The sequence below is a fragment of the Alkalibaculum sporogenes genome, assembly GCF_009362815.1.
GTDB lineage: Bacteria > Bacillota > Clostridia > Eubacteriales > Alkalibacteraceae > Alkalibaculum_A > Alkalibaculum_A sporogenes.
This window is the reverse complement of sequence record NZ_WHNX01000003.1, coordinates 50,587-71,109: the sequence shown is the minus strand read 5'-3', so window position 1 is coordinate 71,109 and position 20,523 is coordinate 50,587. Positions and strand designations below refer to the sequence as shown.

Annotated in this window: 18 protein-coding genes; 2 read left to right on the top strand and 16 right to left on the bottom strand. The window is 29.6% G+C overall.

The window, feature by feature from the left end; genetic code table 11:
* Window positions 1-6: 6 nt before the first annotated feature.
* The 7 genes from grpE to gpr all read right to left on the bottom strand — a co-directional run bounded on the left by grpE (window position 7) and on the right by gpr (window position 7,475).
* The gene (grpE, locus tag GC105_RS02360; protein ID WP_152801315.1) at window positions 7-561 is read right to left on the bottom strand and encodes a nucleotide exchange factor GrpE; all 555 of its coding nucleotides are present in this window, start codon (window positions 559-561) and stop codon (window positions 7-9) included.
* 5 nt (window positions 562-566) lie between these two features.
* A complete protein-coding gene (gene hrcA / locus GC105_RS02355; protein ID WP_152801312.1) occupies window positions 567-1,622 on the bottom strand; it encodes a heat-inducible transcriptional repressor HrcA in 1,056 nt (351 codons plus the stop codon).
* Between the two features lie 102 nt (window positions 1,623-1,724).
* The gene (hemW, locus tag GC105_RS02350; protein ID WP_152801310.1) at window positions 1,725-2,861 is read right to left on the bottom strand and encodes a radical SAM family heme chaperone HemW; all 1,137 of its coding nucleotides are present in this window, start codon (window positions 2,859-2,861) and stop codon (window positions 1,725-1,727) included.
* 46 nt (window positions 2,862-2,907) lie between these two features.
* Window positions 2,908-4,719 carry a translation elongation factor 4 gene (lepA, locus tag GC105_RS02345; RefSeq protein ID WP_152801308.1) on the bottom strand — a complete coding sequence of 604 codons (1,812 nt, stop codon included), beginning with the start codon at window positions 4,717-4,719 and terminating at the stop codon, window positions 2,908-2,910.
* Between the two features lie 319 nt (window positions 4,720-5,038).
* Window positions 5,039-5,272: a hypothetical protein gene (locus GC105_RS02340; RefSeq protein WP_152801306.1), complete on the bottom strand. Its 234-nt coding sequence runs from the start codon at window positions 5,270-5,272 to the stop codon at window positions 5,039-5,041.
* A gap of 13 nt (window positions 5,273-5,285) precedes the next feature.
* A complete protein-coding gene (spoIIP, locus tag GC105_RS02335; RefSeq protein ID WP_152801303.1) occupies window positions 5,286-6,437 on the bottom strand; it encodes a stage II sporulation protein P in 1,152 nt (383 codons plus the stop codon).
* Between the two features lie 72 nt (window positions 6,438-6,509).
* Window positions 6,510-7,475 carry a GPR endopeptidase gene (gene gpr / locus GC105_RS02330; protein WP_152801301.1) on the bottom strand — a complete coding sequence of 322 codons (966 nt, stop codon included), beginning with the start codon at window positions 7,473-7,475 and terminating at the stop codon, window positions 6,510-6,512.
* A 151-nt stretch (window positions 7,476-7,626) separates the two neighbouring features.
* On the opposite strand from gpr, the gene rpsT reads away from it, so the two are divergent.
* A complete protein-coding gene (gene rpsT, locus GC105_RS02325) occupies window positions 7,627-7,887 on the top strand; it encodes a 30S ribosomal protein S20 (RefSeq protein ID WP_152801299.1) in 261 nt (86 codons plus the stop codon).
* Window positions 7,888-8,072: 185 nt separating this feature from the next.
* On the opposite strand, the gene holA is transcribed toward rpsT, so the two are convergent.
* From holA to GC105_RS02305, 4 genes are all read right to left on the bottom strand, one after another.
* Complete coding sequence (gene holA, locus GC105_RS02320) at window positions 8,073-9,098, bottom strand: DNA polymerase III subunit delta (protein WP_152801297.1); 1,026 nt, start codon at window positions 9,096-9,098, stop codon at window positions 8,073-8,075.
* Between the two features lie 12 nt (window positions 9,099-9,110).
* Entirely contained in the window at window positions 9,111-11,381 is a 2,271-nt protein-coding gene (locus GC105_RS02315; protein WP_152801295.1) for a DNA internalization-related competence protein ComEC/Rec2, read from the bottom strand.
* A gap of 250 nt (window positions 11,382-11,631) precedes the next feature.
* Window positions 11,632-12,348, bottom strand: a complete 717-nt coding sequence (locus GC105_RS02310; protein ID WP_193708244.1) for an MBL fold metallo-hydrolase — start codon at window positions 12,346-12,348, stop codon at window positions 11,632-11,634.
* 24 nt (window positions 12,349-12,372) lie between these two features.
* Complete coding sequence (locus GC105_RS02305) at window positions 12,373-12,942, bottom strand: helix-hairpin-helix domain-containing protein (protein ID WP_152801291.1); 570 nt, start codon at window positions 12,940-12,942, stop codon at window positions 12,373-12,375.
* Window positions 12,943-13,188: 246 nt separating this feature from the next.
* On the opposite strand from GC105_RS02305, the gene GC105_RS02300 reads away from it, so the two are divergent.
* Window positions 13,189-14,472, top strand: coding sequence for a D-alanyl-D-alanine carboxypeptidase family protein (locus tag GC105_RS02300; RefSeq protein WP_193708243.1), 1,284 nt, complete (start codon window positions 13,189-13,191; stop codon window positions 14,470-14,472).
* A gap of 42 nt (window positions 14,473-14,514) precedes the next feature.
* Here GC105_RS02300 and GC105_RS02295 read toward each other — a convergent pair whose 3' ends face one another.
* The 5 genes from GC105_RS02295 to GC105_RS02275 all read right to left on the bottom strand — a co-directional run bounded on the left by GC105_RS02295 (window position 14,515) and on the right by GC105_RS02275 (window position 20,522).
* Window positions 14,515-15,363 (bottom strand): histidinol-phosphatase, encoded by an 849-nt coding sequence (locus tag GC105_RS02295; protein ID WP_193708242.1) that lies wholly within the window; start codon window positions 15,361-15,363, stop codon window positions 14,515-14,517.
* Between the two features lie 153 nt (window positions 15,364-15,516).
* The gene (locus tag GC105_RS02290; protein WP_152801285.1) at window positions 15,517-16,668 is read right to left on the bottom strand and encodes an MFS transporter; all 1,152 of its coding nucleotides are present in this window, start codon (window positions 16,666-16,668) and stop codon (window positions 15,517-15,519) included.
* 64 nt (window positions 16,669-16,732) lie between these two features.
* A complete protein-coding gene (locus GC105_RS02285) occupies window positions 16,733-17,350 on the bottom strand; it encodes a V-type ATP synthase subunit D (RefSeq protein WP_152801283.1) in 618 nt (205 codons plus the stop codon).
* Window positions 17,351-18,739, bottom strand: a complete 1,389-nt coding sequence (locus tag GC105_RS02280; protein WP_343029931.1) for a V-type ATP synthase subunit B — start codon at window positions 18,737-18,739, stop codon at window positions 17,351-17,353.
* Window positions 18,740-18,755: 16 nt separating this feature from the next.
* Window positions 18,756-20,522: a V-type ATP synthase subunit A gene (locus tag GC105_RS02275; RefSeq protein ID WP_281350059.1), complete on the bottom strand. Its 1,767-nt coding sequence runs from the start codon at window positions 20,520-20,522 to the stop codon at window positions 18,756-18,758.
* Window position 20,523 lies beyond the last annotated feature (1 nt).

The window sequence follows — 20,523 nt, the reverse complement described above, 5'->3', positions numbered from 1 at the left end:
AAGTTTTTATTTTTTGCATATTTTTACCATTGCAGGTCTTATTATTTTATCTTTAAATTTATACCCTTTTTGGTAAACCTCAATAACTTGATTATCTTCTATTTCTTCTAAATTCTCTACTGCAACTCCATGGTGAAGTAAAGGATTAAACTCTGTATTATCTGCCTTAACCTCCTCTAGTCCTTCGGTTTTCAATACATCTATTAATGTATTAGCTACCATCTTAACACCATCTACATAAGCATCACTTATATTTGCGTCTTCAATAGACTTTAAAGCTCTTTCCATATTGTCAAGAACAGGTAACAACTTTTCAGCAAAATCTGATAATGCATACTTATATATGTCTTCCTTTTCTTTGATAGTTCTTTTTCTAAAATTATCAAAATCTGCCTGCATTCTTATCAATTTATTTGCATTTTCATCCTTTAATTTGTCAGCTTTTTCAACTTCTAATTCTTCCAATTCAATATCACTTTTCACTTCTGCTAACTTTTCTTCATCTGTCGGAGATATTTCCTCATTCAATTCTTCTTCAATTATATTTTCATTTTTATCCAATCATATCACCTTTCATCAGTATTTTTACTATATCTATTTTGGTTTATTTGTTTATTTAATTCTTGGCTTAAAAACGCTAGCACTGAAACCACATGATCATAATTCATGCGTATAGGTCCTACAACGCCAATAGTGCCAAGATTTTGACCATTAAACTGGTAAGTAGCAGTAAGTAAACTGCAATCTTTAAACTGTGAAATTGTATTCTCATTGCCTATGACAATATGAGTACCATTTGCATAATTTTTTAGTAACTCGGCAATTGTTTGTTTTTCTTGAAATATCTCTAAAAAATGTTTTACTTTATCAATATCATTAAATTCGGGATAGTTCAGCAAATTTGTCATGCCATTAGAATACAATGTGTTCTTATTATCACTATCTAATAATACATTCTTTAAATTGGATATTATATCCTGTAAAAACTGATTTTCTTTTATCGATAATTGATCTATCTCTTTAATCAACTCACTATTTATCATAGAAATATCTAGATCTTTAATAAAATAGTTTAATATATTAGTCAGTTTAGTCAATTCAGCTTCCTCGACACTCTGAGATAAAACAATTTCATGATTCTTAACTACGTTTTCTTTCGTAATTATAACCATTAGAATTCTCTCATCTTGAATACGAATTAGCTGTACCAACTTACAATTTAAAGACCTTATTTCCGGAGTAAGTACTAAAGATGTATAACTAGTTAATTGTGCCAATAATTTTGCCGTTAATTCAATTGATTTCTCAATTTGTTCAACGTATTGTTTATAACTATCTCGAATCGACTTCTCTACAATCTCATCTAATTTCTTTATCTGCATTAGTTGATCTACATAAAGCCTATACGCTTTTTCTGATGGAACCCTTCCTGCAGATGTATGAGGTTGTATTAACAAACCCATCTCTTCTAAATCAGCCATTTCGTTACGTATTGTTGCAGCGCTAACACCTAGATTATATTTTTTAGCTATAGTCCTTGAACCAATCGGTTCTGCAGTAATAATATAATCCTGAATAATTGCTCTTAATATACTTAACTTTCTCTCTTTCATTTTATCCATTTTAATCACCTTCTTTGTTAGCACTCTATAAGGTCGAGTGCTAAGGCTAATATAAAAATATCACCAATTGCATTGTTTGTCAATAGTTTATGACAAATTATTCTAATCATTTAGAAAAGACATGAATACAAAATTAGCAAAATCTAACCCTTTCTTGCTCAACTTTAAATTTCCATCTGTAATAATAATATAATCTTCCTTAACTAATTGGTTTATCTCTTTTTCATAATCATCAAAGAAACTACTATTAAACATTCTTCTATAAAATTTGTCATAGATACCATGGATTTTCCTTAGCCCAAGGAAAATGAATTCTGCTTTCATATCCTCAACAGAAAGAAGCATTTTTGCCGTATTTATAGTATCTCCATTTTGAATTTTATGAATATACTGTTTTATATTTTCTTCATTACTATATCTATATCCTTCAAAATACGAGTGAGCTCCTAATCCTAGTCCAATGTATGGTTTTAATTCCCAGTAAACTAGATTATGATTACACTCCATATTAGGTTTAGCGAAATTAGATATTTCATATTGATAGTATCCACTATTATTTAGATATTCTATTGAATAATAATACATATGTCTGTCTAGTTCTTCATCTATTGTAAATTGATTTGACAGATTACTTTTGTACAGTACTGTTCCTTCCTCAAGTTTTAAACTATAACAAGATAGATGGGTTGGTTCTAATTTACAAACCTCATAAAGTGTTTCCATCCAATGGCTAATACTTTGATTAGGTAACCCAAAGATTAAATCTATATTTATATTTGTAAAACCTACTTGTTTAGCATTTATATAAGAATTAACAAACTCCTCATGAGTATGTATTCTACCAATATTTTTTAATAAGTTATTTTGCCAGCATTGAAGACCAATACTGAGTCTGTTTATACCTATATTTTTATAAGCATATAAACTATCGATATTACATGTACCAGGATTACTTTCAATACTAATTTCGGCTTCTGGATCAACACTAAAATTATTTTTAATAGTTTCTATCACCTTAATAATATATTTAAAATGAACATAAGTGGGAGTTCCCCCACCTATAAAAATTGTCTTAACAAGATATTCATCTTTAGTATTTGGTGTATTATTAATTTCTCTATTCAATGCATCAAAATAAATCGAAACAGTATCCTCTTCATTAGAAAAAGATAAAAAATCACAATAATAACATTTTTGTTTGCAAAAAGGGATGTGAATGTATAAACTTAAATCTTTCAATATATTATACTCCTTACCCTATTATATCTTAGTAGTTTTTCTAATCTTACTTATCATCTAGTTTAAGTACTGCCATAAATGCTTCTTGTGGAACTTCTACATTACCAACTTGTCGCATTCGCTTCTTTCCTTCTTTTTGTTTTTCAAGTAATTTTCGTTTTCTAGAGATGTCTCCACCATAACATTTAGCGAGTACATCTTTTCTCATTGCACGGATAGTTTCCCTTGCAATTACTTTACCACCGACAATAGCTTGTACAGGTATTTCAAACATTTGTCTTGGTATCACTTCTTTTAATTTTTCTGTGATGCTTCGACCTCTATTATAAGCCTTGCTACGGTGTACAATAAATGAAAGTGCATCTACCATTTCACCATTTAATAAGATATCCAATTTAACTAAATCACTTCTTCGATACTCCTTAACCTCATAATCAAAAGAAGCATATCCTTTAGTCCGAGATTTTAATGCATCAAAAAAGTCATATATTATTTCATTTAATGGTAAATCATACTCTAATACAACCCTAGTATCTTCGATATAATTCATGGTTATATATTCTCCACGTCGTTCTTGACATAAATCCATTATTACACCCACATATTGTGAAGGTGCCATTATATGTGCATTCACAATAGGTTCTTCCATATGCGAAACTTCTACAGTAGGTGGTAAATTTGCTGGATTGTCAACTTGTATTTCCTCACCATTTGTCTTTGTTACATTGTATATAACGCTTGGAGCAGTAGTAACTAGATCTAGATTATATTCTCTCTCAAGCCTCTCTTGAATTATTTCCATATGAAGTAGGCCTAAAAAACCACACCTAAACCCAAAACCAAGTGCAATTGATGTTTCCGGTTCAAACATCAATGAAGCATCATTTAATTGTAGTTTATCTAAAGCTTCTCTTAGATCATCATATTTTGATCCATCCGCGGGATATATACCACTATATACCATTGGTATAATTTTTTTATATCCTGGTAGAGCTTCGTCAGTAGGGTTTAGAGCCTCAGTGATTGTGTCTCCTACTCTAGTATCCTTTACATTCTTAATACTAGCACTGATATATCCTACATCTCCACTGATAAGTTCATTTATTGGTAAAAGAGTATTGGCAAAAACACCAACTTCATCTATTTCGTAAACTTTATTCGTAGCCATCATCTTAACTTTCATACCTTTATTAATTTTACCTTCTTTAATTCTAATAGATGCAACTACTCCTCTATATTGGTCATAGTAAGAATCAAATATTAAGGCTTTTAGCGGCAAATGATCTTTATTTAATGGAGCAGGCACTTTTTTTACTATAGTTTCTAGAACTTCTTCTATATTAATTCCTTCTTTAGCAGAGATTAAAGGTGCACCTTGTGCCTCAATACCGATAATATCTTCTATCTCATTAATAACCATTTCAGGATTTGCACTTGGTAAATCTATTTTGTTAATAATTGGAATTATTTCTAGCTCATTTTCCAGTGCCAAGTATACATTAGCCATAGTTTGTGCTTCTATACCTTGAGCTGCGTCAACAATAAGCAAAGCTCCTTCACAGGCTGCTAAACTTCTTGATACTTCATAAGTAAAATCCACATGACCAGGTGTATCAATGAGATTAAAGAAATATTCCTCTCCATCATTAGCTTTATAAACCAACCTTACCGCTTGGAGTTTAATTGTTATTCCTCGCTCCCTTTCAAGATCCATATTGTCTAAAACCTGATTAGACATTTCACGTTCTGTAAGTAAGCCAGTTTTTTGTATTAGTCGATCAGCTAAAGTTGATTTCCCATGATCTATATGAGCAATAATACTAAAATTTCTAGTTCTTTCTTGTTTTGATAAAGTCATTTAAATAGATTCCTCCAATTTTACTAGGTAATTTGGTCCTTAAGTAGTTTGGTAACCTGTATCAAGTTATTATAACAAAAATACATTTTAGTAACAAGAAATTAGTTCTTGCTTATTTATTCTTAATTTCCTAGATATTCTTTTAAGTTTCAAATTCCGTGTTAAACCTTAAAGGAGGGTTACGAGTAGATAAGTATACACTATCTTATTAAGTATAAAAATAGCATACTTGTTGCTTATTAACGTGCTATCTTAACCAAGTTAATCTAAATTTTCTACGATTAAAAAAGCTATTATTTTATAATAGCTTTCTTAATCCTTATTTAAACTTATTTACTATATTATTAAAATAATTATTTATATTTTCGTTAATTACAATATACTCACCAAATATTTTTATATGGGTCTGATTATTTTCAACATTTATTATAATTACTTCTTTATCTGCATTTTCTATTATCTCATAATTGTTATAATTAACTTCCCTTATACCCATAGCTAGTATAAAAACTATAAATAGAAAGAACACGAATATTTTTATTCTATGTCTCATATTTTTTATCCTTTTAGTTGTTTTCTTTATCAGTAATTACTTTTCCTAATACATCACCTAAAAATTTTCCTGATGCCTTAGCTTCTTCTAATGTACTTAAATTACTACCTACCTCAAAAAGCATAGCATTATCTCTTGCAAATTGATTATATTTAGCAGTACTCCTCTTAACTGTAGGTAAAGCTATCGACGGGTACATTTCTTTAAAACCTTGGTATACCTTTTCTGAAAACTTTAAATTCATTGCAGAATTATCATGGTTTAAACCTACCACCATCATTATTTTTGCACTATTTACTTCATTAACTACAGTAGCATATTTTTCCTTATTGCTAGGATTGTCAACCAACCCATCCCTATGAATATCAAACACATATTGTATTGACGGATATTTCTTTAAATTTTTCTTAATAGTCTCTAGAGAATTACTATAAGACTGTGCATAGCTTGGGTAATCGTGAACTGTAGTATCATGAACAACTACTATTCCATACTTTTCCTCTAGCACTTTTTTTACCTCAGCACCTACTGCTAAAACATTGTGTTCTTCATTAGTTGTTCTCGCATAACTGGTGTAATCAATTTTTGTTTTGTCTGTAGAAGTATAGCTCTCTGTAGTATGAGTACTATATAGTAATACTAAGGGTTTATCACTTGTATTATTAACTTCCACCTCATCACTATTTAGAGGTTTTGATGCAGTTATGCTATAAATTTCTTTCTCTTCTTCAACACTAATCTCAACATTATCTTCTTCATAACTGTGGATTATTGGTATTTGACTGCTAATCAATGTCTTGGGATCATTAAAGTCTACTTTAGTAATATATTTAATTATATCTTTTAATGTATAATTTGATGTCTTACTATTATAGGGTATTACTTGTTGTACCAAATACATATATAGGCTTATGTCTACATCTTGATCCGCGCTAAAATCATCACTATTTTTCTCGACTTCATTTTCTTTTAATTCTAATTCTGTAGTAGCTGAATTATTAGTAGCCATTTCCTGTTCCTCATTTTCAACAATGTAATTCTCACTAAGCACAACAGGCGTAGAGTCTTTTGTATTTACTAATAGAAAACTGGTCTGATAAACAATGCTAAACACTAAAATTATAATAATAATAGAATAAATTTTATCGCCAATATCCTTTCGCAAATAATGCACCTCATTTTCTCATCTATAGTAACTCTTATTATTCTATTCATTATAAATATTTTTATGTTTATATTAATGAATATATGAGTTCATTTGGTCTAAATTCATATGAGGATGCAGGGCTAAATTAATTGCATTTGCAATAACACTTGATAAATCAGTAATATTTTGATCTACATCTTTAGGAGTAACTAATAAGTCTCCAACATAAGGTCTTAGCAAATCTTTAATCATTAATTCTTTTTCTTCTTTATCAATTTCAGATAACATTTTATAAAATTCCTGGCCACTAGATGTCTGTTCAATTATTTTATCTAATACTATATCAATTGTGTCATTTGCCATTGTAGATGCTTCAACTACTGTAGGTACTCCTATTGCAATTACTGGCACACCTAAAGTACTATGGTTAAGAGCTTTTCTTTTATTATTGACGCCAGAACCTGGTATTATACCAGTATCAGTAAGCTGTATTGTTGAACAAATTCTCTCTATCTTTCTAGAAGCTAAAGCATCAATAGCTATAATTAGATTTGGAGATACCTTTTCGACTACACCCTTAATAATTTGGCTTGTCTCTATTCCTGTTATACCTAATACTCCTGGTGATAATGCACAGACTTGTGACATATCGTGATCTATTAATTCACTAGCCTCTTTAAATATGTGTTTTGTAATCATTAGCTTTGAGACTACTTTTGGACCAAGTGCATCCGGTGTAATATTCCAATTACCTAATCCTACTACTAATGTAGTGAAATTTTCGTCAGGATCACGCATTATGACTTTTTTTATTTCTTTTGCAAGTACTTCTGAAATTTTTAACATATTATCTGGAATATTTTTAATTTCAAGTGTTACATAGTTTCCTATCGGCTTGCCCATGGCTTTTTCGCCCTGAGAATTAGTAATTTCAACTTGGGTCAAAATCATTTCTTTCACTGTCTCATCTACATTAACTCTAATTCCATCTTCATTAATTCCTCTTTTACTTAAGTCCTCTTTATTTTCTAATGCTAAATCTGTTCTCATGTTCATTTCGTTCACCTCTTAATACTATTTTTCAAATAATGAGGACAATAATACATTTTTTTTTAAAATACTATCATTAAAAATAATAATACTTGATATTTACCTTTGTAGATGATAGAATATTTTGAGTTATAGATAACGGAGGGTGGTGAAAAACATGGCAAATATTAAATCAGCTATTAAGAGAGTTAAACTTACTGAAATTAGAACTCTAAGAAATAAGAGTATTAAAAGCACTATTAAAACTACTATAAAGAAATTTGAATCAGCTGTTGATTCTAGCGATAAAGATTTAGCTTTAGAAGCTTTTAAAGATGCTGTTAAAAAAATTGATTCTGGTGTTTCTAAAGGTGTATTCCATAAAAATTCTGCTTCAAGAAAAAAGAGTACATTAGCCAGAAAACTTAACGCTATGTAATTAAACAATATTTCCCCACTCGTGTCTAAAAAATGACTACTCCGTTATGTAGTCAATTTTTTTTACTCATTTTTAGTTCTTAACCACTTATTTAAGTACTTATAATTTATATATCCACAGCTCCTGAGAAAAACTATTGCTTCACCGTGAGTTTCTCTGCCGTAGAATTACCCATTGATTTATTATTAGTTTGCTATAACTAGTAGCATTTCTAATGCTAACTTATGATCTAATTGTGTACTTTTCATTTTAATGTCTATCTTAGCTGCATACTCATAGATAGCGTTTAATTTTTCATATGAAAACAATTTCACTTGATTAAGTGCCTTTGTCACTACAAAAGGTCTTTCTCCCATTATCTTTGAGATATCATTGGTAGAATACCCCGCATCCATTAGTAATTTACTGTGATAAATCAAACGAATTTGTCGCACTATCATAAATAGTATTTTTACTGGTGGTTCTCCATTCTTTATGAGTATATCTAATAAAGATAAACTTTGGCTAATAGATCCCTTACCTAGTAATTCTAACATTTTAAAAATATTAGTATCCGTGTTTTCTTGTATAGAACTTTCAATGTCATTTAATTCAATCACTGCTTTATCTTTTGAAAATGCTAAAATCTTTTCTATATCATTTTCAATATCACTTAAATTCATCTTACTATCTCTATTTAGATAATCACTTGATTCAATGAAAAAATTGAGAGCATTATTTTCTATTTTCTTTTTTCTTAAATGAGTTCTCTTAGTAATCCATCTAGATAAATCAATCTTTGATAATTTATTATATTCTACTACTTCACCATACTTTAGTATAGCTTTATACAGTTTACGCTTTTTATCAATATCTTTATTTATAAAAACCAAACAACTGCTTGGAGGCAAATTTCCTATATAATTGCACAATGCATCTATATCCTTGCTTGAAATGCTATTTGTACCATGTAAAACTGATATGTTATTAACTACTACAAGTCTTTTACTCTCAATAAATGGCAAAGTTTCACAAGCATTTATTATTTCATCTACCGTGACTGTCTTTCCATCAAATGAAGTTACATTTAATTGTTCATACTGGGGGCTAATAAAAGATTTTTTTAAGTTCTTAAGCAACATCTGAGAAAGTAAAAATTCCTCTCCATAAAACAAATATACTTTACTAATACTATTATTCTTAATGTCTTTCATTAATTGTTTATAATCCACAACTATTCTCCTTCAATCTGTATATGTTTTAATCTTCACTTTTTCTCCATTAGTATTTATTTCAATAGCTCCAACTTGATCAGTTCTAAAATAATTGACACCTTTATTATCTAACAACTCTAAAACTTCTTGATTAGGATGATTATAGCGATTATCTTTTCCTACGCTAATTATACCATATACGGGATTTACCGTAGATAAGAATTCTTTACCTGTAGAGGTCTTGCTACCATGATGACCTATTTTTAAGAAAACACTGCTAATATCTTTCTTGTTTTCTATAAGATTTTTTTCTCCTTTATTTTCTAAGTCGCCCATAAATAAAAATGATATATCATTATAGCTCATTTTAGTAATTACAGAGCTATTATTTTCATCAATATATAATGTGTTGCTATTTGGATATACAAAGTCTAAAAGGATACTTTTACTTATATTTACTTTAACTTGATTATTTTTATATACTGGAATATTAAATTCATTTGCCAAAGATATTAAATCTGTATATCCCTCTTCTTCGAGACAATTAATAATAATGCTATCTATTTTCACCTTACCAATTATCTCTAAAATTCCCAGCTTATGATCGTCATGAGAATGAGTACACACTACTAAATCTAATTTACGGATATTCTTATGTACAAGAGTATTGATAATAATCTCATCTCCAACAGAATAATTGTATTGCCCTCCTCCATCAATTAACATATTTTGACCACTCGGAAATTGAATCAAAGCTGAATCTCCCTGACCTACATCTAAATAAGTAACAGTAAGTGGTTTAGGTATAATACTTAATATAATCACAATAGATATATTTATTATAGTAACTACAATAATCACTTTTCTATTTCTTAATCTGTAGTGATATAAGTATCCAAAACAAATAAATACCAACAAATAATAAAAGCTTACTATATAAAAAGGCATTGGTGATAAAATACTATATGAGTAAGGTATTTTAATTAAGTTTTCAGATACACTTAATATAAAATTAATACTGAGCTTTACTGGTACGAGAAAAGGTAGCAAAGATATATTAAGTAGGGTACTAACACAGAATACACACAAAAAAACAATAACGATAAACCCAGCTGCTGGCACGATTAGCAAGTTGGTTATAAGAGAAAAAATTGATATATTATTAAAATGATATATTACTAAAGGAATCGTACCAATCTGGACGGAAATTGTTATTAATATTATGGATTTAAAGTACTCTAAGTACTTTGTATTAAAACTGATCTTATTGTTTAGATATGGATAGAAGACAGTAATTGATAAGACAGCACTGTAAGACAATTGAAACCCAACACTATATATAACATAAGGATTGTGCAGAATAAAACACAGTGCTAGAAAGCATAAGACATTTAATGTATCGTATTTTTTATTTGTGATATTTGCAAGTAATAAAAGAAACAACATAAGTGATGCTCTAATAACCGAATCACTAAACCCAACTATAAAACAGTATGTATATAGAGATATTCCTATAATATATATTTGTATTTTTTTATTTAACTTAAGAATTCTGCATATGGTAGTAGCAAATAAATATATAAAACCAACATGTAAACCAGAAACTGATAAAATATGTGATATACCTAATTTATTAAAGTTATTTATAACTTCACTGTCGTTTCCCTTCTCCCCAATTATCAAAGCTCTTAAGAATTGATTTTCTCTTTCAGTGAAATTTACATCAATAAAGTCAGTTAATTTATTACGAAGTGCTGAAATATTTTTTGATATTATATTTTGAGAATTGTTCTGTATAACTAACGAATCGTTATTTATATACATAACTGTGTATATTTTTTTAGTTCTTAAATATTGTCTATAATCAAAGCCCCCAGGATTTCTCCTACTATTAGGTATAGTAGCTTGAGCAGTAAATTCAATCATATCTCCATAAGTTAATAAATGAGTATTGTTATTTATAAACCCTTGAACCTTTTCTTTTTTAGCTCCTTTTACTTCCATTACAAATTGAACTTTATTTTCTTTGTAAATTGGGAATGAGACAACCCTGCCTTGGTACTGTACTTCATTTTTATTTAAATCAAAAGATGATGTGATATTGCTAATATTATCCATGCGACAAAAAATGAATATGAAAATTATAGAGCAATAAATCACAATTAGTTTATAGCTATCACCTTTACAAATACAGAAAGCAATAGCAAATACTACACATGCTAATATAAGGTTTATACCTATATTATAGGAAATAATAGCTAATAAACCAGATATGAAAAAAAACAAAGGTAGTCTTTTCATAGAGACTCAAATCCTTAATCGATAAAGTGAAACTTTATTCAGTAGGGGTTTTCTTCATCCCCTACTGAATATTAGTTTTCGCGAAACAACGAGCCAAGCGAAAATATATTTTCGTATCACCTTAATGACGGAGCAGTTAAATAGCTTACTATTTAACTGTATAGTTATTAAGGTACGTAAATGAAAGTTTGCTTTCATTTGGCGAGTGTCGCGACTTTTACAGGCACTTAATTCCCAACTTATCTTTTTTCTATATTTGATAAGTTTTCATTATAGTTGCTAACACGAGCAAGCCATCAAACTGATTTATAGATTCTTTAATATACTCATCTATCGTATATTCAGGATTAAAATGCGTCAAAAACAACTTTTTAACCTTGCTTTTTTTCCCTATTTCACACGCCTGCTTCGCAGATAGATGAGGTGGATTAAACTTTAAATCTCGATGTAAAACTCCAGCTTCAATCAATAGTACATCTGAATTACTAGCAAACTCTATAATGTTTTCGTCATAGATCATATCACCTGTGTATACAAATTTTTTATTTTCTGTTTCTATACAAATACCATAATTTCTTAGTACATGCTTGAATTCTCTAAAAGTAATAGATAGCTGTCCAATAGTTAATTTCAGATCTTGATATATCTCACAAATATCAAAAACATTCTTATATTCTAGTCTCTTATATTCATCTGAAGGACTAGAGGGTGCATACAAAGGTATCTGTATACCTTTTCTTTGTAATGCATACCTCATAATAAAAATATCTGAAATATGGTCTGGATGTAGATGAGTAAGTATAATAGCGTCTAACTTCATAATGTCACATACATTAAGCAAATTGCTCATAACACCATTTCCACAATCTAATAAAATTTTAGTATCATCATGTTCTATTAAATACCCTGAACATGCACCATTGGCTGTCGGGTAAGGCCCATTATTTCCAAGAACAGTAAGTTTCATTTCCATCAATCCTTATCTTATTATTTAATAACATGTTATCATATCTTTTATTTTTTCAAAGGTAACGTCTCCTATTCTCGAGACATTCTTTATTTCATCAATTTTCCTAAACCCATTATTATCCTGCCTATAAATCACAATATTATTTGCAATGGTTTCACCTATTCCAGGCAACTTTGTGAGTTCTGTTAAATCGGCAGTATTTATATTTATCATACCCTCTTCTCTGTTTTTTTCAAATTCTGAATTTTCGTTTTTCGAAGGAATTACAATCTTTTGTTGATCTTCTACTATCATAGCTAAGTTTACCTGGTCAATATCTGCTTCAATAGTAGTACCACCTATTAATTCTAATGCCTCGTATAGCCTTTGTCCATACAGTAATTCAACTATTCCAGGATTTTTAACCTCTCCAGATATATGTATAAATATAGTTACTTCTTGTTCAGGATCCTCTAATTCAATTATGCCTTCATTAACTTTAATATTTGAGCTATTTAAGGATGTATAATAATAAATTAATAGTATAGTTACTATAACAATTGAAAGTATCATAGTGACTTTTTTATTGTACAACAACTTATTTTTATCCATATTTTACACCTCAATTCACTATTCTACATTTTTATATAAAAAACCTTCTTAATTTCAACACTTTTTTTATTTTTTTTGTTATAATTAAAATGTGTACAAGTTATAATAGAATTGTATACATATCGTATAAATTGTAACGATAGCGTCTCTACGCTTATCCAAGTATGATAGTGTAGTTTGAACATCATGAGCTATTGGAGATTTCTTATGATATAATATAAAATTACCCCACCTATGGAGGAACTTATGACTAAAAAAGTTTTAATTATAATATTTGCACTTGTAGTTTTTATAAACTCAAGAGCCTTAGCAAATCCAAACATAGAATCAGGATCTGCAATGCTAATGGAAGCAGATACAGGTCAAATATTATATGATAAAAATTCAAATGTAAAACAATACCCTGCTAGTATAACTAAAGTTCTTACTGCTATTATTGCCCTTGAGCATAATGAGTTAGAAGATGTAGTAGTGGTAGGAAATGATGTTCCAAACCAAATTGAAAGTGGCAGCAGTGCTATTTACCTAATACCAGATGAAAAATTGACTATGGAACAACTTATGTACGGTTTACTTGTTGAATCTGGAAATGATGTTGCAGTTGCAATTGCTGAACAAACAAGCGGTTCTGTTGAGGAATTTTCCAAATTAATGAATGCAAAAGCTAAAGCCCTAGGAGCTAATGATTCTAATTTTGTAAATCCACATGGTCTACATAATGAAAATCATTACACTACCGCTCACGATATGGCATTGATTATGCGCGAAGCAATTAAGAATCCTATACTATTAAACCTTATGACTACAAAAAATTACATAATTCCTGAGACTAATAAGCAAGATACAAGGTATTTATGGACTAAAAATAGACTTTATAGATCTGATACAGGGGAATTCTTTTACGATAAAGTAATTGCTTCTAAAACAGGTTTTACAAGTGTAGCAAGAAATACTCTTTTAAGTGCAGCAGAAGAAAATGGAATGAGACTTATTGCTGTGGTACTTCAATCTAACGGAGTTGCTTCATATAGCGATACTATAAATATGTTCGAATACGGATTTGATAACTTTGTTACTTCTACTTTAGTTAATAAGAACGAGTTCATTCAAGAATATAGCATTCAAGACGCTACATCTCCACTCAAAATTGTATCTAGAAGCACTGTAAAATATGTTGTTAATAAAGATAATGATAAAGAGATAGTAGCCTCTATTAATATATCAAAAGATTTATCTCCTTCAATTAAAGAAGGTGAAAAAATAGGAACTGTTGAATACTCTTTGGATGCTACAAAAATAGCTGAAGCTGACTTAGTCTCGGGAAATGAATTGGAAAGTGTAAACTCTGTTAGATTTAACAAAATAATTAAATCACTTGTTTGGGTACTACCTGGTATACTTGGGCTGTATATATTTGCAAGACTCTATGTCTTTGTTAAAAATACTCAAATAAGAAAGAGAAGATATAAAAGACAATCTGCTATTAAATACATTAAAAAATCTAGTAACAATGAATACTCAAAGTATTAAAAATAACCCTCAAACAAAATTTGTTTGAGGGTTATTTTGTAGTTATAATTTATAAGGTATCCAACCATCATGAGTAAAAGTCATAATTCTCTTAAATCCAATATCTTTAACTATTGTATAAATTTCATCATAATAGAAATCTATTCCTTCCACACTATGAGAATCTGCGTTTACTGTAATATCCATATTATTCTTTAGTATCTCTTCTAGGATAAAAGTAGATGGATATAAGCAATCACTTCCATATCTAGGTATGCCACCAGTGTTTATTTCAATAATACTATTACTTCTATTTATTACATTTAGTGTTTCTACGATAATATCCTTATACCATTTTTCCTCTTCATTAAAAAAGTAATTTCCTTTATTGTTCTTTTTTATTATATCTATATGGCCTATTATTGTAGGCTCATATTTTACCACCATCTCTTTTATGCTATTATAATAATGTCTTACAGCATATTCCACATTTCCTTTAAACATCCTGTCAATAGCTTGTTCTAATACTTCTCTTGATTCATCAACAAAACAAAAGTCTCCTGTATTGTGTGCATATAGTGTATGAACAGAACCTATATAATAATCTAAATATTCTATATAAGGGATAGCTAGTGGATTTAATCCTAATCCATTAAAATAGTCTATCTCTAGTCCAGAATATATAACAATTTTTTTACTATATCTATCTTTTATTATACTAATTTCTTTCAAGTAATTATTCATTTCACTTTCATGCATTGTCCAATGCTCTTGATTTATTATGGCTGCATGGGATGATATGCCAAGATGTAGAATGCCTTTATCTATAGCTGCTATAACCATCTCTTCAATTGTATTTTTGCCATCGCAATAATTATTATGAGTATGATAATTTGATATAAACCTTTTCATCATATCCTCCCTGATGAGTTACTAGTTCTTGATTACTTTAGTATCAAAATCAACTTTTATACGCTACAACTGTCATTCATTTATGTATTTTAGTCGTTAATTCTTTATTTGTTAATCTGTACTTTACTGTTATATTAATTCTATGAACTGTTATCAATTAAATTTTTCAGTGTTATTTTTAGCAAATTTCAAAAATAAAATATATGAAATAATTATAAAAAATCCACTTAAAACAGTAGTATATAAAAATCCACCGTAACTGTACACCACAGGCCCTATAATATAAAATAAAATTAATGAAAGCGATACGACGAAGAATACTAGAGACATAAATACGCCTCTTTCTTCTGGTATTATTTCCGAGGAAATAGTCTGTATAATAGTCCATCCTCCATCAAAACTTAAAGACATTATAAATGTAATTATCCAAATAAAGTGGATATTAACTATATTAATTAGAAATATACTAGCTATCAATATAAGATAATAGATTTTAGTTAGTTTTAGCTTTCCAATTCTGTCAGATAAAATCCCAGCAATAAAAATACCTGATAATGTTCCAAAAGCAGAATACGTTAGCACCTTCCCAATATTTAAAGCTGATAAATTGAAAAAAGCTTCTAGATGAACTGCTATATAACTGAAGTATAATACTAAAAAAGTTCCCATACTAAAATTTAAAAACAAAAATAACCTTCCATCTCTATTTCTAAAAATGAGTATAATATCCACAGTTGAAATTTTATAACTACTACGTTTTTCTACCTTTGGTATAAAAAAAGATAAAAGTAGTATTATTGCTGTAATAAAAGCAATAATTAAATAGTATACTTTTAAACTAAAATTACTAATTAAATAAGTTGAGGTTAGTGGACTTAGTAGTATTCCTATACCTGATGCCGCTCTGATAATTCCATATATTTTACCTCTATTACTATAGGCTACAATATCTCCTAAGTAAGCTAATAATAAACCTGACAAATTGTAATATCCAAGGCCAATAATGCTTCGACCTACCAAAAATAAAGTTGCACCATTTGCATAAGATGTAATTATACTACCTATTAAAAATGTAGATACTCCAATTATAATAAACTTTTTCTTTCCATATTTTTCAGAAGCAACACCAAAAAATGGGGCACATATTCCAGCCAATGCAAATCCAATATTCACTAGTATAATCGAAGAATGGTTAATTCCAAAATTATTTGAAAGGATAGGAGCCATGGCATAAAGACCTGAAGTCTCAAAGGTAATAATCATTTGTATTAAAAACATAGTTGTTACAGTAAGCATCTTTCCCATGATGTCTCCTCACAAGTCAATAGTAGCGATATATCTCACTACTATTTATTAAACTAAATCTTGATTAGTTCTGCTTTTTCTTTACTATTTTTAACCTAAAGAAGTCTTCTCTTTCTTTTTCTTCTAAAATTTCTTCAATAAACTTTATTTGCTTATTAAATTTAGGTATCTGAATTTTATCTAAGGCATTAGCCCTTTTCTGAGTCTTTCTTATCTCTAGAGATAATTTATAAGCAGAAGTTTCAACTTGTGCTAGTTGATATGATAAGTACTTTACTTCATTTAATTTAAATATTGCAATATCTAAAGACGGATTACTCCGATAAAATCCGTATTGCGGATTAATTTTTTCCTTTAATGTGTACAAAACTTCAGGGATCTCAACCCCCATAACACTTTTAAATCGTATATCATAATCTTGTTCCTTATTAACAGCTAAAATGACTTCTTCAATGTTATAAACTCCCATAGTAATACTTACTTGCTTAATGGCTTCGTAAGCTTCAGCAAATTTTTCTTCTATTTTATCCTCAATTGTCTTAGCTGATTCAGTAAGTGTCATCATTTCTTGTATTAACACTGTCCTCTTCTTATCTAATAAGTCAAATCCTTTTAGTGAAAAATTTAAAGCGCTCTTACTTTTTATTAAATTTGCTTTTGTAGGTGTTATCTTATTAGCCATTTATTCACCATCATTCTTTAATTCGTAATGCACATCAATTAAATCGGGATTTATTCTATCTAGTTCATCTTTGGGTAGGATCCTAAGAATTTTCCAAGCTAAATCTATAGTTTGGTTAATGTCCCGGTTTTCATGAAACCCTTGAGAAATGAATTCATCTTCAAATACTCTCCCAAATTTCATGTAACTTCTATCTACCTCTGACAAATCATCTTCACCGATAATCTGTGCCAATGATCTAATCTCTTGTACTTTTGAATACGATGAAAATAACTGGTTTGCTACATCAGGATGATCACTTCTTGTATAGCCTTCACCAATACCATCCTTCATAAGTCTAGATAGAGATGGCAAAATATTTACTGGCGGGTATATATTGTTCTGAAATAGTTCTCTTCCCAATACGATTTGACCTTCTGTAATGTATCCAGTTAAGTCAGGAATAGGATGAGTAATATCATCATTTGGCATAGTTAAAATAGGTAAAAATGTAATTGATCCTGGTTTATCTTTTAGCATTCCAGCACGCTCATATAAAGAAGCTAAATCAGAGTATAAATAACCTGGAAAACCTTTTCTACTAGGCACTTCTTCTTTTGCAGAGGATACTTCCCGTATCGCTTCGCAATAACTAGTAATATCGCTCATGACAACTAATATCTGCATATCTTCTTCAAATGCAAGGTACTCAGCTACTGTCAATGCACACCTTGGGGTATTAATTCTCTCCGCAATTGGATCATTGGCATAATTTATAAACATGACTACTCGATCCATTGCATTAGCTTCCATTAAGCTCTTTTTAAAAAAATCTGCATCATCATGTTTTACACCAATTGCTGCAAATACAATTGCAAAATCTTCACTAGACCCTTCTCCAAGTTTAGCTTGTCTTACAATCTGGGCAGCAAGTTCATTATGAGTCATACCATTTCCCGAAAATATAGGCAGTTTTTGACCTCTTATAAGAGTCATTAGTGCATCTATACTTGATATGCCTGTTTGTATAAAATCTCTAGGATACTTTCTTGCTACAGGATTAATAGGTCTCCCATTAATATTCAACTTATTTCTACTGTAAATCGCACCACCTTGGTCTAATGGTCTCCCCAAGCCATCAAAACTTCTCCCTAGTATTTCCTTAGATAGTGATAGTTCAAAGGCTTCTTTGGTAAATGAAATTGAAGAATTATTTGTAGAAAGTCCTGAAGTATTTTCAAATACTTGTATAACAACTTTCTTCTCTTCTATTTTAATTACCTTTCCTTTTTTTATCACACCATCACTACTCATAATATCTACAACTTCACCAAAAAAAACATCATTCACGTTGGACATTTCAATTAGTGGTCCAATTATTTTATCGATCTTTAAATATTCTTTTTTCACTTTTCAACACATCCAATTAAACAAGATATTTTTTTTCTAGTTCATCATAATATTCGTTGATTTTTGCTTGTATTTCGTCTATTTTAGATAAATCATCATTCAAAACAGTATATTTCATCTTGATTATCTCGTCAAAAATACTTTGGTTTTTTATTTGAGAAATAGGTACATTTAGTACTAATAATTTTCGGCATTTTTCATATAAATAATCAATAATCCATAACATACGATACTGCTTTTTTAAAGGAACAAAAGTATCCTGAGAGTTAAATGCATTTTGCTGTAAAAAACCGATCTTAATTAATTTTGCTATTTCTAGAACTAAACGTTGATCATCTGGAAGCACATCTTCTCCAACTAACATAACAATTTCTTGAAGTTTATTTTCATTATTTAATAGCTCTAGCATTTTATTTCTAAGTTTTATAGAATCATCAGCTAAGTTAACCTCGTACCACTGTTCTAAAACCTTTATGTATCCACTGTAACTATCTAGCCAATTTATGGCTGGATAATGTCTAGAATAAGCTAATTCCTTGTCTAGCGCTAAAAATACATTTACATATCTTTTTGTATTTTCAGTTACTGGTTCAGAAAAATCGCCACCGGCTGGAGATACAGCTCCAATAATAGTTACTGAACCTTCTTTTCCATTTAATGATTCAACTGAACCTGCTCTTTCATAAAACTCAGCAACTCTTGAGGATAAATAAGCAGGATAACCTTCCTCTGCAGGCATTTCTTCAAGTCTCCCTGAAATTTCTCGTAACGCCTCTGCCCATCTAGATGTTGAATCAGCCATTATTGCTACATCATACCCCATATCTCTATAATACTCTGCCATAGTAATTCCTGTATAAATACTTGCTTCTCTAGCAGCAACAGGCATATTAGAAGTATTTGCAATTAAAATAGTTCTTTCCATTAGAGGCTTATTAGATTTTGGATCTATTAATTTAGGAAAATCTTCTAACACCTCAGTCATTTCATTTCCTCGCTCACCACAACCGATATAGATTATGATATCAGCATCAGACCATTTAGCAAGTTGATGTTGCGTCATTGTTTTTCCTGTACCGAAACCTCCTGGAATAGCACATGTTCCACCTTTTGCTAAAGGAAAAAATATATCCAAAACTCTTTGCCCTGTAATTAATGGCTTTTCTATCTCTTTTCTTTCTTTAACAGGTCTAGGAACCCTAACAGGCCATTCATGGTACATTTTTAATTGCTCCTGTTTGTTCTCTCCTTCTAATATTACTAATACATCTTCTATATTGTAATTTTTATTTGTAGCTATTGAACTAACAGTACCTGATTTATTTGGTGGTACTAGTAACCAATGTTTTATAAGAGAAGTTTCTTGTACATAACCAAAGATTTGCCCTTCACTTAGTATATCTCCAACCTCTACAGTAATAGTGACTTCCCATAATTTTTCTTGATTTATAGATAGTAAACCAATTCCTTCAGGAATAAAATCTTTATTGATTTTATTGATCTCTACTAAGGGTCTTTGTATTCCATCAAACATATTTCCCATCATTCCTGGACCTAATTTTACCGATAAAGGCTTTTCAGTTGAAATAACTTCTTCACCTAATTTTAAACCTTCTGTTTCCTCATATACTTGTATAGTTCCTACATCACCATCAAGTATTATTACTTCGCCAATAAGTTTTTTGCTACCAACCATGACCATTTCACGCATCTTAAAATTTGCCATATTTTTTCCTCTGATTACTGGCCCATTAATCATGTTTATAATACCATTTTTTCTCAAT

What these genes read in the sequence shown, in the direction of transcription:
- rpsT (WP_152801299.1), top strand. Translation starts at nt 7,627, where the DNA reads ATGGCAAATATTAAATCAGCTATTAAGAGAGTTAAACTTACTGAAATT.
- GC105_RS02295 (WP_193708242.1), bottom strand. Translation starts at nt 15,363, where the DNA reads ATGAAAAGGTTTATATCAAATTATCATACTCATAATAATTATTGCGAT.
- GC105_RS02310 (WP_193708244.1), bottom strand. Translation starts at nt 12,348, where the DNA reads ATGAAACTTACTGTTCTTGGAAATAATGGGCCTTACCCGACAGCCAAT.
- GC105_RS02290 (WP_152801285.1), bottom strand. Translation starts at nt 16,668, where the DNA reads ATGGGAAAGATGCTTACTGTAACAACTATGTTTTTAATACAAATGATT.
- GC105_RS02340 (WP_152801306.1), bottom strand. Translation starts at nt 5,272, where the DNA reads ATGAGACATAGAATAAAAATATTCGTGTTCTTTCTATTTATAGTTTTT.
- hrcA (WP_152801312.1), bottom strand. Translation starts at nt 1,622, where the DNA reads ATGGATAAAATGAAAGAGAGAAAGTTAAGTATATTAAGAGCAATTATT.
- gpr (WP_152801301.1), bottom strand. Translation starts at nt 7,475, where the DNA reads ATGAACATGAGAACAGATTTAGCATTAGAAAATAAAGAGGACTTAAGT.
- GC105_RS02300 (WP_193708243.1), top strand. Translation starts at nt 13,189, where the DNA reads ATGACTAAAAAAGTTTTAATTATAATATTTGCACTTGTAGTTTTTATA.
- GC105_RS02305 (WP_152801291.1), bottom strand. Translation starts at nt 12,942, where the DNA reads ATGGATAAAAATAAGTTGTTGTACAATAAAAAAGTCACTATGATACTT.
- GC105_RS02315 (WP_152801295.1), bottom strand. Translation starts at nt 11,381, where the DNA reads ATGAAAAGACTACCTTTGTTTTTTTTCATATCTGGTTTATTAGCTATT.
- GC105_RS02285 (WP_152801283.1), bottom strand. Translation starts at nt 17,350, where the DNA reads ATGGCTAATAAGATAACACCTACAAAAGCAAATTTAATAAAAAGTAAG.
- lepA (WP_152801308.1), bottom strand. Translation starts at nt 4,719, where the DNA reads ATGACTTTATCAAAACAAGAAAGAACTAGAAATTTTAGTATTATTGCT.